We start from the raw sequence: 13,268 nt of genomic DNA, 5'->3' as shown, positions 1-13,268 counted from the left end.
GACAATTGCCCTGTAACTCAAGTCCGTTCCGTCGCGACCTGCCTCGGAATAAGAAAGCGGGCGGCAAGCACGCAGAGCAGCACGGTGAACATCAGGATCAGCGCCACCAGCGCATTGATGTCGGGTGAGAAGCCAAGCCGCATCATCGCCCAAAGCCTCACCGGCAGCGTGCTCTGCGTGCCGGTGACCAGGATGGTGATCATCGTCTCGTCGAACGACAGCGCGAAGGCCAGGATGGCGCCGCCGACCATGGCGCTCGATAGGTTCGGCAGGATGATGCGCCAGAACGTCTGCCAGCCCGTGGCGCCGAGATCGTAGGACGCTTCGACCAGCGTGCGGCTCATCGACTGCAGCCGCATCAGCACCGTGCGGTAGACGATCGCCAGCACGAAGACCGTGTGCCCGATGACGACCGTAAAAAGGGACCGTTCGAGGCCGATTTCGCGGAAGAAAATCAGCAGCGCCAGACCGCTGATGATCGGCGGCATCAGGAATGGCAGGAAGATTATGAACTGCAGGATCGAACGCCCGGAACGCCGGCCGTGATAGTAGAGCGCCAGCAGCGTTCCGCTGACCACCGACAGGATGACAGTGCAGACACCGACAATCAGCGTGGTGCGCAAGGCGGCCAATATGTCGTGATTTTCGGCCAGCGCGACATAGGTCGAGAGGGTTGGCGACGACCAGTCGACATTGCCGTGCGCAATGGTGAAGAATGAAGACACGATTGGCACGAACAGGGGGCTGTAGAGCAACACCGCAACCAGTGTCGTGATCGCAGCCAGAAACATGGTGGACAACCGGGGCAGGGCGCTCATATCGAAATCCCCCGGTGGCGCCCGAAGCGTTCGCCGACGAGGATTGCCGCGATCACCACGACTGCCAGCGCCACCGACAGTGCGGCGCCGAACGGCCAGTTATAAGCCGTGCCGAACTGGCTGTAGAGGATGCGGCCGAAGGTGAAGCCGCTGATCCCGCCGACCATCTGCGGCGTCAGGAAATCGCCGATCGCCAGCACGAAGACGAAGCTCGCCGCCGAAGCGACGCCGGGCAGGCTCAGCGGCAAGGTGATGCGCAGGAATGTCTGCAGGCCGCTCGCGCCGAGATCGTCGGACGCGCGCAACAGGACCTGCGGAATCCGTTCCAGCGACAGGAAGATCGGCAGGATGGCGAAGGGAATCAGAAGAAGTGTCAGCGTCAGCAGGATGGCATTCATGTTGAACACGAAAAGCGTCGACGGTTCCTGCAGGATGCCGAGCGCCACCAGCGCCTTATTGAGAAAACCGTTGAGGCCGAGGATGCTGCGGATCGCATAGATCTTGATGACGTAGCTCATCAGCAGCGGCACCAGCAGCAGCATCAGCAAGGCATAGCGCCAGCGCCCCTTCAGCGTCGTCAGGAAATAGGCGGCGGGATAGGCGAGCAGGATGCAGATGACGGCCACCGAGACGCACAGAACGATGGTATTCCAGAACACCGGGAGAAAGATCGGATCGGTGAAGAACCTGACATAGTTGCCAAGTGACAACCCGTAGACGATCGTGCCCTGGTCGACGCTGAAGAAGCTGTAGCCGAGGAAGATTGCCAGCGGCACCAGGACGAAGACCACGGGCAAGGCAAATGCCAGCACTGTCACCAGCAGTGACCATCGCCTTTCGGCAGGCTGTGTCGAGCCGGCTTCGCTCATGCCAGCACCAGATGGCCTTCAAGCGGCGCAAACGAAAGCGATACAACCTCGCCGGGTTTCAGGGTGCTGCCGTCGACCCGACTCGGCACGCGCAGCCGCAAGTGTTGCGCAGCATCGTCGGCGCCGGCCGCGATGGTGACGACCGTGGATGAGCCGGCGAAGGCCATGTCGGAGGTCGTGCCGGAAAAGCGGTTGTCGGTGTCCTTCGCGTCCGCAAGATGCAAGGCCTCGGGACGGAATGCCGCGTAGGCGCTGGCACCATCCGCTGCTGCTTTCAAATAAGGCTGGTTCCTGATCGAACAAACCAGTCGGCCAAGCGCCGTCTCGATCGACCGCAGCTCGCCCTGGACGGCCCCAAGTTTTCCGGCCACCAGATTGTTCTCGCCGAAGAAGCGCGCGACGAACTCGCAATTCGGCTTGTAGTAAAGCTCATGCGGTGTGCCGAGCTGGCGGATATGGCCGGCTTCCATGACGCAGATCCGATCGGCCATGCCGATGGCTTCTTCCTGGTCGTGAGTGACGAACAGGAAGGTGGTCTTGATTTCGCGCTGGATGGATTTCAGGAACACCTGCATCTGCCGGCGCAGTTCGAGGTCGAGTGCGGCCAGTGGCTCGTCGAGCAGGATCAGGCGCGGCTGGCAGATCAGTGCACGGGCGAGCGCGACGCGCTGGCGCTGGCCGCCGGAGAGCTGTGCGGGAAAGCGGTCAGTGAAACGCCCGAGCTGGACCAGGTCAAGCGCCTCCGCGACCCGACGCGCAATCTCCTTGCGTTGGATATGGCGAACCGAAAGCCCGTAGCCGACATTGCCGGAAACGGTCAGGTGCGGAAACAGCGCATAGTCCTGAAATACGGTGTTGAACGGTCGCTGGTTGATCGGCATGCGGCTGATGTCTTGGCCGTCCAGACGGATCTCGCCAGATGTTAGCGGCTCCAGCCCGCCGATCAGCCGCAACACCGTGGTCTTGCCGGAGCCCGAAGGCCCGAGCACGGTGAGGAACTCACCGTCGCGGATCGATAGGTCGATGTCGTGCAGCACGGGGACCGTGCCGTAGGATTTCGAGACGGACCGCAGCGTCAGCAGGTCGGCGTTCTGGTTCATGAAATACTCTCGCATACGCTTCGGCGGTCCGGAACCTCCGGACCGCCGGATCCTTCGAAGTATTGCTGGAGAAGATCAAGGCGTCGCCTTGACCTCATTCCACATGTCCGACCGCTTGAGCGGGTCCTCGACATTGTTGAGCCAGACCAGCTTATCGTTGCCGCCGGCGCTGCTCGACTCGACCACGGTGTTGCCGAAGCCGGTGCGCTCGGAAAGCGCGCCGCTGACCTTCTTGCTCAGCATGAAATCGATCCATTTCTCGGCCGCCGCATTGTCGCGGACGCCCTTGGAAATGACCCAGTTGTCGAGCCAGGCGAGCGCGCCCTCGCTTGGATTGACGTAGGCGACATGGGCGCCGATCTTCTGCAGCGCCTTGACCTGCTGCTGGCCGTAATTGGCCCAGATCAGGGCCACGTCATTGTTCTGGTAGATCTGCTGCGCCTCGTCGGCGGTGGTATAGAAGCTAAGCACGTTGCGCTTGAGCTCAACCAGCTTGGCCTTGACCGCCGCCATCTGCTCCTCATTGAGATTGAACGGATCCTTGTAGCCGAGCGTCAGTGCGGTGAACGAGAAATTGTGCTCGCCATTGTCGTAGGCCAGCACCTTGCCCTTGTAGGCCGGGTCCCACAGAACCGACATCGAGGTCGGCGCCGGCTTGACCTTGTCGGTGTCGTAGATCAGCCCGATGGAATCGAAGCAGAACGGAATGCCGTAGACCTTGCCGTCCTTGGTGTCGCCGCTGACTTGAGACAGATCACGGAAGCGCGGCAACACTTCCTTCTGGTTAGGCAGCTTCGTCACGTCGATTGGCGACACCAGGTCGGCCTTGATGTAACGCTGCAACTGGGCGGTGTTGACGGCGAAGACGTCAAAATCCTGGCCTTCGCTGCCCTTGATCTTGGCCCAGATCTCATCATCGCTGCCGATGAAGACGACATCGACGCCGATGCCGGTCGCGGCGGTGAAGTCCTTGACCCAATCGGGATCGGCATAGCCGTCCCAGGCCAGAACCCGCAGGTTCGCGGCAAGCGCCGCCGATGTCATCAGGCCGATGCCGACCCCGATTGTCGCTAGTCTTAGAAACAGTTTTTTCAGTCCCATTTTCAATCTCCCATTGTCGTTCTGGTGGACCGCTATTTCCGGACTTTCGCCGTCACAGCTGGGTGACCGCGACCAGTCCCTCGTCCGGCACCGACACCATCCGGTTGCGCAGTGGCTTGCCGAATGTCTGTGCCTGGATTTCATATTCGTCGCCGGAAGCCGTCTCGACGCCGGAGGCGTAGCTCATCACCGCCGCGCCGAAGAAATAGGCATGCAGGTCGCCCGCCCTGCGGTGCATCGGGTAGCGGAAATGGAAGTGTTCTAGATTGGCGATCGAATGCGACATGTGCGCCTCGCCCGACAGGAACTGCTCCCAGATGACGGTGCCGTCGCGCAGGATGCGGGAATGGCCGCGCACTTCGTCGGGCAGGTCGCCGATCAGCAGCTCCGGCCCGATCGAGCAGGAGCGCAGCTTGGAATGGGCGAGATAGAGGTAATTCTCGGCTTCCGTGACATGGTCGGAATATTCGTTTCCGAGCGCATAGCCGATGCGGTAGGGGCGGCCATCCGGCCCATTGAGATAGAGGCCGACGATTTCGGCTTCTTCGGCCCCGGCGCGCGCGAAGGCCGGCATCGGCAGCGGCGCACCTGGCGGCACGACACAGGTGCCGACGCCCTTGAAGAACCATTCGGGCTGGATTCCGATCTGCCCGGCGGCGGGCTTGCCGCCGTCCAGGCCCATGCGAAAGATCTTCAGCGAATCCGATTCCTCCGCATCCTCGCCATGGGTCAGCACATGCATCTTGTCGCGTGCGGCCGCACTTCCCGTATGGGTCAGGCCCGTGCCGGTGACCAGGAAGCGCGCCGGCTCCGGATGGTCGACCGGGGCCAGCACCTGGCCATCGCGCAACAGCTGGTCGTAATCGATTTTCACCGTGCCGGTCCGCTTCTCGACCAGCGAGGCGATGGACGCGCCCTCGGCGATCGCCGCTTCGGCCAGTTCCAGCATGGTGCTGGTCTTTTCCAGCGGGTGCAGATGATTGCCGTCATCGGAGACACGGCCAACCCGTCTGCTGCCGTCGGCCATTTTGAACTGAACAAGACGCATGAACTAACCTTCTTCCTTTGAAGCGGTACCGGTCACACCCAGCCCGCATCGACGATGAACTGCTGGCTTGTGCACATGCGGCTGTCGTCGGCGGCGAGGAACAGCGCCATGCGCGCGATATCGGACGGCTGCAGCCGATCGGGCAGGCACTGCCTTTCAGCGATCTGCCGTTCGCCGGCCGGGTTCAGCCACAGCCGCATCTGGCGCTCTGTCATCACCCAGCCCGGCACCATGCAGTTGACGCGGATGCGCTCGGGGCCGAGTTCGCGGGCCAGCGCCCGCGTCATGCCGTAAACGGCGGCTTTGGCGGTGACATAGGCCGGGCAATCCGGATCGCCGACCATCCAGGTGATGGAGCCGAAATTGATGATCGAGCCGCCGCCAAGCGTGCTCATCTGTGCACGCACAGCCTGCGCGGCGAAGAACTGGTGGCGCAGATTGACCGCCATGCGGTCGTCCCAATAGGCAACCGTCACGTCCTTGGTCTGGTGACGGTCGTCATTGCCGGCATTGTTGCACAGCGCCTGGATGGGGCCGTTGTGCCGCATCGCCTGCACCGTGGCTGCCTGCAACTCTTCGACGTTGCGCAAGTCGCAGGGAATGAACAGTGGCGCGCGATGTCCCTCGGCTGCGATCGCGTCGACCAGGCTCCGGGACGGTTCCTCGGCCAGATCGACAAAGGCAACACGGCTGCCTTGCGCGCAGAAATGGCGCACCAGGCTTTCGCCGATGCCGCTGCCGCCGCCGGTTATGAAGACACTGCGGCCCTTAAGGCTTGGATAGACCGCGTAGCCGATTTCATCCGTCATCGCGCGCCTCTCTAGTGCGAATGCCGAGGAATGCCGGCATCGCGCCGGCCGACGAGAAAGTCGAAATCGCAGCCCTTGTCTGCTTGTAGGACGCGCTCGACATAGAGGCTCTGGTAGCCGCCTTCCGGCGGCGCCGGCGGCTTCCAATCACGCCGGCGGATTGCGAGCTCTTCGTCCGATACCAAAAGCTCCAGCCGGCGGCCGGCGACATCGAGCTCGATGAGGTCACCGTCGCGCACTAGCGCCAGCGCGCCACCTGCGGCTGCTTCCGGCGCCACATGCAGCACCACGGTGCCGTAGGCCGTGCCGCTCATGCGCGCGTCCGAAATGCGCACCATGTCGGAGATGCCCAGCTTGAGCAGCTTCGCCGGCAGGGGCATGTTGCCGACCTCGGCCATTCCGGGATAACCGCGCGGCCCGCAATTCTTCAGCACCATCACCGAGGAGGCGTCGATATCCAGCTCCGGATCGTCGATGCGGGCGTAGTAGTGCTCGATATTCTCGAACACCACCGCCTTGCCGCGATGCTGCATCAGCTCGGGCGTTGCCGCCGACGGCTTGATGACCGCGCCATTGGGCGCCAGATTGCCGCGCAGAATGGAGATGCCGCCCTCCTTGGTCAGCGGCTGGCTCAGAGGCCGGATCACCTCGCGGTTGTAGTTGGGCGCGCCGTCGATCAACTCGCCGATCGTCTTGTCGCAGACGGTCGTGGCGTCGCGATTAAGAAGCCCCACCTGATCAAGCGACGCCATGACCGCAGCCAGCCCCCCGGCGTAGTAGAAGTCTTCCATCAGGAACCGGCCCGACGGCATCAGGTCGACAATGGTCGGAACGCCGCGACCAAGGCGGTCCCAGTCATCGAGACTGAGATCGACACCGACCCGGTTGGCGATGGCGATCAGATGCAACACCGCATTGGTCGAGCCACCGATCGCGCCGTTGACGCGAATGGCGTTCTCGAACGCTTGCCTGGTGAGGATCTGCGCAATCGTCACATCCCTGCGAACCAGATCAACGATCTGGCGTCCGGCCATCTGCGCGAGCACGCCGCGACGCGAATCCACCGCCGGGATCGCGGCATTGTCCGGCATGCCGATGCCGAGCGCTTCGACCATGCTGGCCATGGTCGAAGCCGTGCCCATCGTCATGCAACTGCCCGCCGACCGGCTTTGTCCCTGCTCCGCGGCGAGGAAGTCGGCGACCGGCATGCGGCCGGCCTTCACTTCCTCGGCGAATTTCCAGACATGGGTGCCCGAGCCGATATCCTGTCCGCGGAACTTGCCGTTGAGCATCGGCCCGCCGGAAACGGCGATGGTCGGCAGATTGCACGACGCAGCGCCCATCAGCAGTGCGGGCGTGGTCTTGTCGCAACCGACCAGCAGGATGACGCCGTCGATCGGATTGCCGCGGATGGATTCCTCGACATCCATACTGACCAGATTGCGAAACAGCATGGCGGTGGGGCGCATGTTGCTCTCGCCCAGCGACATCACCGGGAACTCCAGCGGCAGGCCGCCGGCTTCATAGACCCCACGCTTGACGTGATCTGCCAGGCCGCGGAGATGGGCATTGCAGGGGGTCAGCTCCGACCAGGTGTTGCAGATGCCGATCACTGGGCGGCCGTCAAAAGCGTCGGCGGGGATGCCCTGGTTCTTCATCCAGCTGCGGTGCATGAAGGCGTTCTTGCCCTCACCGCCGAACCAGGCCTCGGATCGCAGCTTGCGCTTGGTCTCGGTCACGATGTCTGTTCCCGATCCTGACGGCGCCTGTTGCGGTTCTCGACGCTGCGGCGCACGTCTTCCTCGGCATTGTCGATGAGCACCAGCAGCGCATTTTGCGCGCCGGCCGCATCTCCGGATGCGATCTTTTCGGCCACTTCCCGGTGCAGCGGTAAAGAATGGCGCTGCCCTTCCGGATTGTCGTTGGAGAGGCGAAAGCTCATCACCAATGCGGTTTCGACCAGGGCCGCCAGCGAGCCGATCAACTCGTTGCCGGTCATGCGCAGAATGGTCTGATGGAACAAAAGATCAGGTTTGGCGAAGCGGTCGCCGTCTTCGACCACGGCTTCCATTTCGGCCAGCGCGGCATTGATCTCGGCAAGCTGCGCCGGTGTGGCGCGCTTGGCGGCAAGCGCGGCCGACATCGGCTCGATGGCTCGCCGAAGCTCAAACAGCGCCCGGACGTCCTCGGCACTGACGCCGCTGGCATAGCGCCACGACAGAACGTCCGGATCGAGAAAATTCCAGTCGGCGCGGGGACGCACCCTTGTGCCGGTCTTCGGCCGCGATTCGACAAGCCCCTTGCCGGCCAGCACCTTGATCGCCTCGCGCAGCACGGTGCGGCTGACCCCCAGCATCTGGCTGGAATCGTCGGCGTTGGGCAGTGCCTCGCCGGGCAGGAAGTCGCCCTGCACGATGCGCAGCCCGATCTGCTCGACGACCGTCGCATGCAGCGCCGTCGAGCCGCTGGAAACCGCCACCGTGACTCTTGACGTGCGCGCGGTGCTGAAAGATTTCTTATTCTTCATACTATTCATAAGATATGTCTTATAGGCGTGAGAATTGGAGTCAAGGGGCGAGGAGGGCCGATGACAAAGAATCCATTCTCTGAAGCCCTTAGCCGACCCAATAAGAGATGCTGAGTGCCGCGCGATACTTCAGGCCCGGGCCCGGGGCCGCCATCAGCAGGTTGGAAACCTCCTCGATGCTCAAGACCACCGGCAACTTCCGCGGTTGCCGACGGAATTGCATATGCCGCTTCATGTCCTCGCGGCCGCAGGTCGGTGCCAAAGAAAAAGCGAAGCGCGATGATACGGGCATTGAAAGTTGGCGGGCGTGATGCCCGCGTCGAAACTCGCCTGCCGCAGTGCCACGCCGAGCGTGAGAAGTTGCGGCCGCCGGCAGGTCTTCCCGCCGCCACCTAAGAGGAGGCTGCAAATTGCACAAAGTACCGTCTTAAGCCCGAATTAATACGTCATGTGCGACATTAAAGGAATTCACTCCTAAATTCTCGTTGAATTGGCGTACGTGGGGCGGGATTGGCCGTATTGTGCCAGTGTTTTACATGAACCACCTGAAGGGCGTTAGCGTTAGGACCAAGCTTTCGCTGGGCTTTGGTTTGGCGTTGCTGTGCATTGTGGCAGTAGGGCTATTTGGAGTCGCGCAGCTGCGATCTCTCAACGAAGTCACAAGCGAGATCACCGCGGTTTGGTTGCCGCAGGTCCAGGTCGTGGAGGAGATGAAGCGCAACCTGGCGGAACACCAGCTCTATGCGACCCTGCGCATGCGCACTGACGATACTCAACAATTGCTCGGCATCAATGACAAGATGGCGAAGGAGAGCGATGAGATACTCCGAGGTCGGCGAGCCTACCGCAGGAGTGCCGGATCGCTGGCCGAGCAGGACCTGTTCGACCAGTTTGTCTATCTGTGGACGGCCTATGAAGATTCCCTGACGTCGATTTTCCCGCTCCTGGAAACAGGAGAGCGATCGAGGGCCTTTAAAGAATTCGAGACAGTGTCGCTTCCAATTGTTGCCGAGGCGGCTCAGCGACTGGACGGCCTGCTGGCCCTCACCAACCAGCGCAGCACTGCTGTCGCAGCGATGGCCGATCGCAGCTACAGCGTCGCACAGCGGCTGACCTGGATAGCGATTGTTTTTGCGGCCGCGTGTCTTGGCGGGCTTGTCGCCTGGATTCACCACAATGTCAGCAAGCCGATCCTCGCCGCGAGCGAGGCGATGCACCGGTTGACGCAAGGCGACCGCCGCTCAACCCTCGTTGCGCTGAAAAGCGATCGGCGCGACGAGGTTGGGCTATTGTTCTCGGCGTTTGCCGGCTACCGTGCCAGCCTGGAGCGCAGTGACGCCTTGGCCCGCGAGGCCGAACAGGAACGGCAGCACCTGGCAGCCGCCGCCGCCAACATGCCCGTGGGCCTATGCATGTTCGATGCCGGGCGACAGCTGGTTCTTTGCAACCAGAGTTACGCTGATCTCTACAACCTACCGGAGGCCCTGACTCGTCCAGGCACGCAATGGGCCGATCTGATGCAGTACCGAATTTCGGCGGGGCTGTACGTTGGCCAAGACCCGGGAAAGTATCTGCAACAACTCTCTGAGACCATCGACCGCGCTGAGCGCGTGGAGAGCTTGGTGGAGTTCAATGATGGACGGACCATCGACCTCATCCACCAACCACTGCCGGGCGGCGGGTGGCTCGCCACCCATCACGACGTGACCGACTTGCGCCGCAACGAGGCCCGCATCTCTCACATGGCACGCCATGACGGGCTTACCGACCTTCCAAACCGCATATTGTTCCGCGAACGCGCCGAGGAAGCCCTCGCCGAGATGGGACGCAGAGATGGCAAAGTCGCCTTCCTTTGCCTTGATCTCGATCATTTCAAGATGGTCAACGACACGCTGGGGCATTCGGCCGGCGACGCCCTTCTGAAGGAGGTTGCCTCCAGGCTGAGGCGGCTGGTCCGCGATGATGACACAGTGGCCAGGCTTGGGGGCGACGAGTTCGTGATCATTCAAAGGGAGGCAGGTCAACCGGTCGAGGCAACCGCCCTCGCGCAACGGGTCATCGATGCGCTCAGCGCGCCTTATGTAGTCGACGGTCATGGGGTCGTGATCAGCGTCAGCGTCGGCATATCGATTGCGCCCAACGACAGCAGGAACACCGACCAGTTGCTCAAGAACGGCGACATGGCGCTCTATCGGGCAAAGGCCGAGGGACGCAGGACGTATAGGTTCTTCGAGTCGCAAATGGATGCCCGCATGCAGGCGCGGCGATTTCTCGAACTCGATCTGCGCGAAGCGCTGGATCGCGGGCAATTCGAGATCTACTACCAACCGCTCCTCAATATCGGCCGTGGCGAGGTTAGCTGCTTCGAGGCGCTGCTTCGCTGGCATCACCCGAGACGCGGCATTGTCTCCCCAGCCGAGTTCATTCCCCTGGCCGAGGAGATTGGCCTGATCGTCCCGGTCGGGGAATGGGTGGTCAAGCAAGCCTGTCTGGATGCGGCACGCTGGCCCGATGGCATCAAGGTCGCCGTCAATCTGTCGCCCATGCAGTTTCGCAACTCGCGCCTGCTCTCGGCAATTGTCGAGGCGCTCGATGTCTCGGGACTGCCCCCGAACCAGCTCGAGCTTGAAATTACCGAAACGGTGCTGCTGGCCAACACCCAGGCGACGCTGGCGATGCTGCAGCAGATTCATATGCTGGGCGTGCACATCGCGATGGACGATTTCGGTACCGGATATTCGAGCTTGAGCTACCTGCGCTCGTTCCCGTTCGACAAGATCAAGATCGACCAATCCTTAATCACGGACGTGGGGGGCATCGACAGTTCTGTTGCCATCATCCGAGCCATCACGGGTCTAGGCAACAGCCTCGGAATGCGGACCACCGCCGAAGGGGTTGAGACGGTGGAGCAGCTCGACCGCGTCCGACGAGAAGGCTGCACGGAGGCGCAGGGCTTCCTGCTCAGCCGCCCGCTGCCTGCCCGGGATATTCCCAGGATGCTGGAGCGGGTGCGCGCTGTGGTGGCGGGCGAGATCATCGAGACTGCACCCGACGCGACCGGCGGGCGCAACAGAGCGCAGTCCTCCGCTGGCCGGCGTTTCAGGAATGCGCCTTCCTCCGCTTAGCCGGAAGCGAATTGATCGCCATGATGCAGTCCCGGCCGTCTCCCGGATGGCTGCCGCAAAGCGACACGCCGTGAAGCCAATCACTTCTTGGCCGCGCCTTTCATATCCGCACACATTCAGCCGATAGCTCAGCGGACCAGAGCGAACCTCGATCGCCTAATGGCTGCGACCGTTTTGACCAAAGTAAGGCTGGCTGAACCAACCGCTGAGGCGAAAGCGGCCATGGCGCAATCACCGGATCCCGTGGAAGGGAAGTGCTATGACCAATCGAGAAGCTACACTGAGCAGGGGTGAGTTGAACGCCATTGATCTGAAGCGAAGGGCGCCCGAGGTGACCCTTGATTGGAACCATTCTGTCCTGAACGAGTTTGGCGCTCTGGAGTGGGATAGTTCCAATCATGGCCGAGCGTTATCAATCAGGGCAGATGTCGGCTGCGCACGCTGTTCGGCGCATGATTGCGTCCGATGAGACCCGTCATTTCCTCCACAAGGTGTTAGATTTGAAGGTCGAGGCGCACCTACCTGGCGCCATTGGGGCACTCCTTGCTGTGCTTGATCAGAAAGGACAAGACGAACCGTCCGAAACATCCGAAACCCCCTGACCTTTCCCCTATTGCTCCCTGTTGGTTCCATGTCACCGACGTGATGGGCGGCGCCCTCACTGGCATCTTAGGTGCCGTCTTTCGAATCGGGCCGCGGCTTTGCGAACGACCATCTGGCCAAATGGCTTTGAATAAAAGTTAGCAATCGCTTAATTAATCGCTGTTCTCCCTGAACTCGCCGAGGTGAGCAGGGTCGGGAAACATTTTAGCTCAACCTGCACACTGCGCAGATCTCCAGTCTCGACAGCCGCACCACGATCAACGAGACCAACATCGCCTCGCTCGATGGCCGCGTCGACGCGCTGGAGGGCGGCCTCGGCGATCTGAGCAGCGAGCTTGGCGAAACACGCAAGGAAGCGCGTCAAGGCATCGCCGCCGCGATTGCCATGGCGAACGCGCCGATGCCGTCGGCGCCGGGCCGCACGAGTTGGGCGACGAATTTAGGTCATTTCAAGGGCGAGACGGCATTCGGCGGCTCGCTCACGCACCGGCTTGACCTGTTCGACGAGCCGTTCGCGGTCAGCCTTGGATATTCCTACGGCGGCAGCGACAGCCACGCGCTGCGTTTCGGCTTGCAGGGTGAGTTCTGACGGTCGCCCGGCGTGACAGGAAAGGTTGGGGTGCGAGAATGCGGCCGGCGGGAAGAATGTTGCTGGCAGCCTTGGTGCTGACGACGGCCGTTCCGGCGCTTGGCCTGCCTGCCCTGGCGCAAACGTCGAAGACCCAGAAATCCGTCAGGCCGCAAGCGTCGAAGCAAGCCAACGTCGATCGCAATGGCGTGCTGATCCTGGTGCGCGGCTCGCTGCTGGCGCTCGACCACGCCAACAAAACCGGGAATTACACGGTGCTGCGCGATCTCGGCGCGCCGGGCTTCCAGGCCAACAATGCGGCCAAGCTGGCCGAGATCTTCGCAGGCCACCGCAAAGACGGTATCGACCTCGGCGGCGTCGCGGTGCTGGAGCCGCAACTGACATTGTTGCCGCAAATCGAGCCCAACGGCATGTTGCACATGGCCGGTTTCTTTCCCTCGGTGCCGATGCAGGTCAATTTCGAGCTGCTGTTTGCGCCCGTCGACCGGCAATGGAAGGTGTTCGGCATGTCGGTCGCGCTCGGCAAGGCGGGACCGGAAGCGCCAGCAACCGACCCGGAGCCGCCGAAAGCTGTCCTCACCCGACCGCCTGACCCGCCGACTGCGACGGTCACTCCCAAGAAAGCCGACGAGAAATCCGGCAAGTAAAGGTTACAGCCCGAACCCCAGGACGCTTTCGA

General features: G+C 62.1%; 14 protein-coding genes. 5 read left to right on the top strand and 9 right to left on the bottom strand.

What is annotated here, in order from left to right; genetic code table 11:
• Nucleotides 1-17: 17 nt before the first annotated feature.
• From NKJ89_RS29870 to NKJ89_RS29835, 8 genes are all read right to left on the bottom strand, one after another.
• A complete protein-coding gene (locus NKJ89_RS29870) occupies nucleotides 18-818 on the bottom strand; it encodes an ABC transporter permease (protein WP_352607811.1) in 801 nt (266 codons plus the stop codon).
• On the bottom strand, nucleotides 815-1,687 hold the full coding sequence (locus NKJ89_RS29865) for an ABC transporter permease (protein WP_352607808.1): 873 nt from the start codon (nucleotides 1,685-1,687) through the stop codon (nucleotides 815-817). Before NKJ89_RS29865 ends, NKJ89_RS29870 begins: the two co-directional genes overlap by 4 nt.
• A complete protein-coding gene (locus NKJ89_RS29860; protein ID WP_352607806.1) occupies nucleotides 1,684-2,787 on the bottom strand; it encodes an ABC transporter ATP-binding protein in 1,104 nt (367 codons plus the stop codon). The genes NKJ89_RS29865 and NKJ89_RS29860 overlap by 4 nt, the downstream gene beginning before the upstream one ends.
• Before the next feature lie 75 nt (nucleotides 2,788-2,862).
• The gene (locus NKJ89_RS29855; RefSeq protein ID WP_352607804.1) at nucleotides 2,863-3,888 is read right to left on the bottom strand and encodes an ABC transporter substrate-binding protein; all 1,026 of its coding nucleotides are present in this window, start codon (nucleotides 3,886-3,888) and stop codon (nucleotides 2,863-2,865) included.
• Between the two features lie 52 nt (nucleotides 3,889-3,940).
• Nucleotides 3,941-4,936 carry an AraD1 family protein gene (gene araD1 / locus NKJ89_RS29850; protein WP_352607802.1) on the bottom strand — a complete coding sequence of 332 codons (996 nt, stop codon included), beginning with the start codon at nucleotides 4,934-4,936 and terminating at the stop codon, nucleotides 3,941-3,943.
• Between the two features lie 32 nt (nucleotides 4,937-4,968).
• Nucleotides 4,969-5,745 carry an SDR family NAD(P)-dependent oxidoreductase gene (locus tag NKJ89_RS29845; protein ID WP_352607800.1) on the bottom strand — a complete coding sequence of 259 codons (777 nt, stop codon included), beginning with the start codon at nucleotides 5,743-5,745 and terminating at the stop codon, nucleotides 4,969-4,971.
• 11 nt (nucleotides 5,746-5,756) lie between these two features.
• Nucleotides 5,757-7,484 carry an IlvD/Edd family dehydratase gene (locus NKJ89_RS29840; RefSeq protein ID WP_352607798.1) on the bottom strand — a complete coding sequence of 576 codons (1,728 nt, stop codon included), beginning with the start codon at nucleotides 7,482-7,484 and terminating at the stop codon, nucleotides 5,757-5,759.
• Complete coding sequence (locus NKJ89_RS29835; protein ID WP_352607796.1) at nucleotides 7,481-8,224, bottom strand: FadR/GntR family transcriptional regulator; 744 nt, start codon at nucleotides 8,222-8,224, stop codon at nucleotides 7,481-7,483. The genes NKJ89_RS29840 and NKJ89_RS29835 overlap by 4 nt, the downstream gene beginning before the upstream one ends.
• A gap of 224 nt (nucleotides 8,225-8,448) precedes the next feature.
• Between NKJ89_RS29835 and NKJ89_RS29830 the strand changes: the two genes are divergently transcribed.
• The 3 genes from NKJ89_RS29830 (at nucleotide 8,449) to NKJ89_RS29820 (ending at nucleotide 11,999) form a co-directional block, all read left to right on the top strand.
• Complete coding sequence (locus tag NKJ89_RS29830; protein WP_352607794.1) at nucleotides 8,449-8,583, top strand: hypothetical protein; 135 nt, start codon at nucleotides 8,449-8,451, stop codon at nucleotides 8,581-8,583.
• Between the two features lie 225 nt (nucleotides 8,584-8,808).
• Nucleotides 8,809-11,397 carry an EAL domain-containing protein gene (locus NKJ89_RS29825; RefSeq protein ID WP_352607792.1) on the top strand — a complete coding sequence of 863 codons (2,589 nt, stop codon included), beginning with the start codon at nucleotides 8,809-8,811 and terminating at the stop codon, nucleotides 11,395-11,397.
• A gap of 398 nt (nucleotides 11,398-11,795) precedes the next feature.
• A complete protein-coding gene (locus NKJ89_RS29820; protein WP_352607790.1) occupies nucleotides 11,796-11,999 on the top strand; it encodes a hypothetical protein in 204 nt (67 codons plus the stop codon).
• A gap of 149 nt (nucleotides 12,000-12,148) precedes the next feature.
• Here NKJ89_RS29820 and NKJ89_RS29815 read toward each other — a convergent pair whose 3' ends face one another.
• Entirely contained in the window at nucleotides 12,149-12,364 is a 216-nt protein-coding gene (locus NKJ89_RS29815; protein ID WP_352607788.1) for a hypothetical protein, read from the bottom strand.
• 21 nt (nucleotides 12,365-12,385) lie between these two features.
• Here NKJ89_RS29815 and NKJ89_RS29810 point away from each other — a divergent pair, with 21 nt between their 5' ends.
• Nucleotides 12,386-12,589 carry a hypothetical protein gene (locus NKJ89_RS29810; protein ID WP_352607786.1) on the top strand — a complete coding sequence of 68 codons (204 nt, stop codon included), beginning with the start codon at nucleotides 12,386-12,388 and terminating at the stop codon, nucleotides 12,587-12,589.
• Between the two features lie 56 nt (nucleotides 12,590-12,645).
• Entirely contained in the window at nucleotides 12,646-13,236 is a 591-nt protein-coding gene (locus NKJ89_RS29805) for a hypothetical protein (RefSeq protein WP_352607784.1), read from the top strand.
• The last annotated feature ends 32 nt before the right edge of the window (nucleotides 13,237-13,268 follow it).

The organism is Mesorhizobium sp. M0047, assembly GCF_040323315.1.
Lineage (GTDB): Bacteria > Pseudomonadota > Alphaproteobacteria > Rhizobiales > Rhizobiaceae > Mesorhizobium.
Note: the sequence above shows the minus strand (reverse complement) of the source record. Positions and strands in the feature narration are given on the sequence as shown.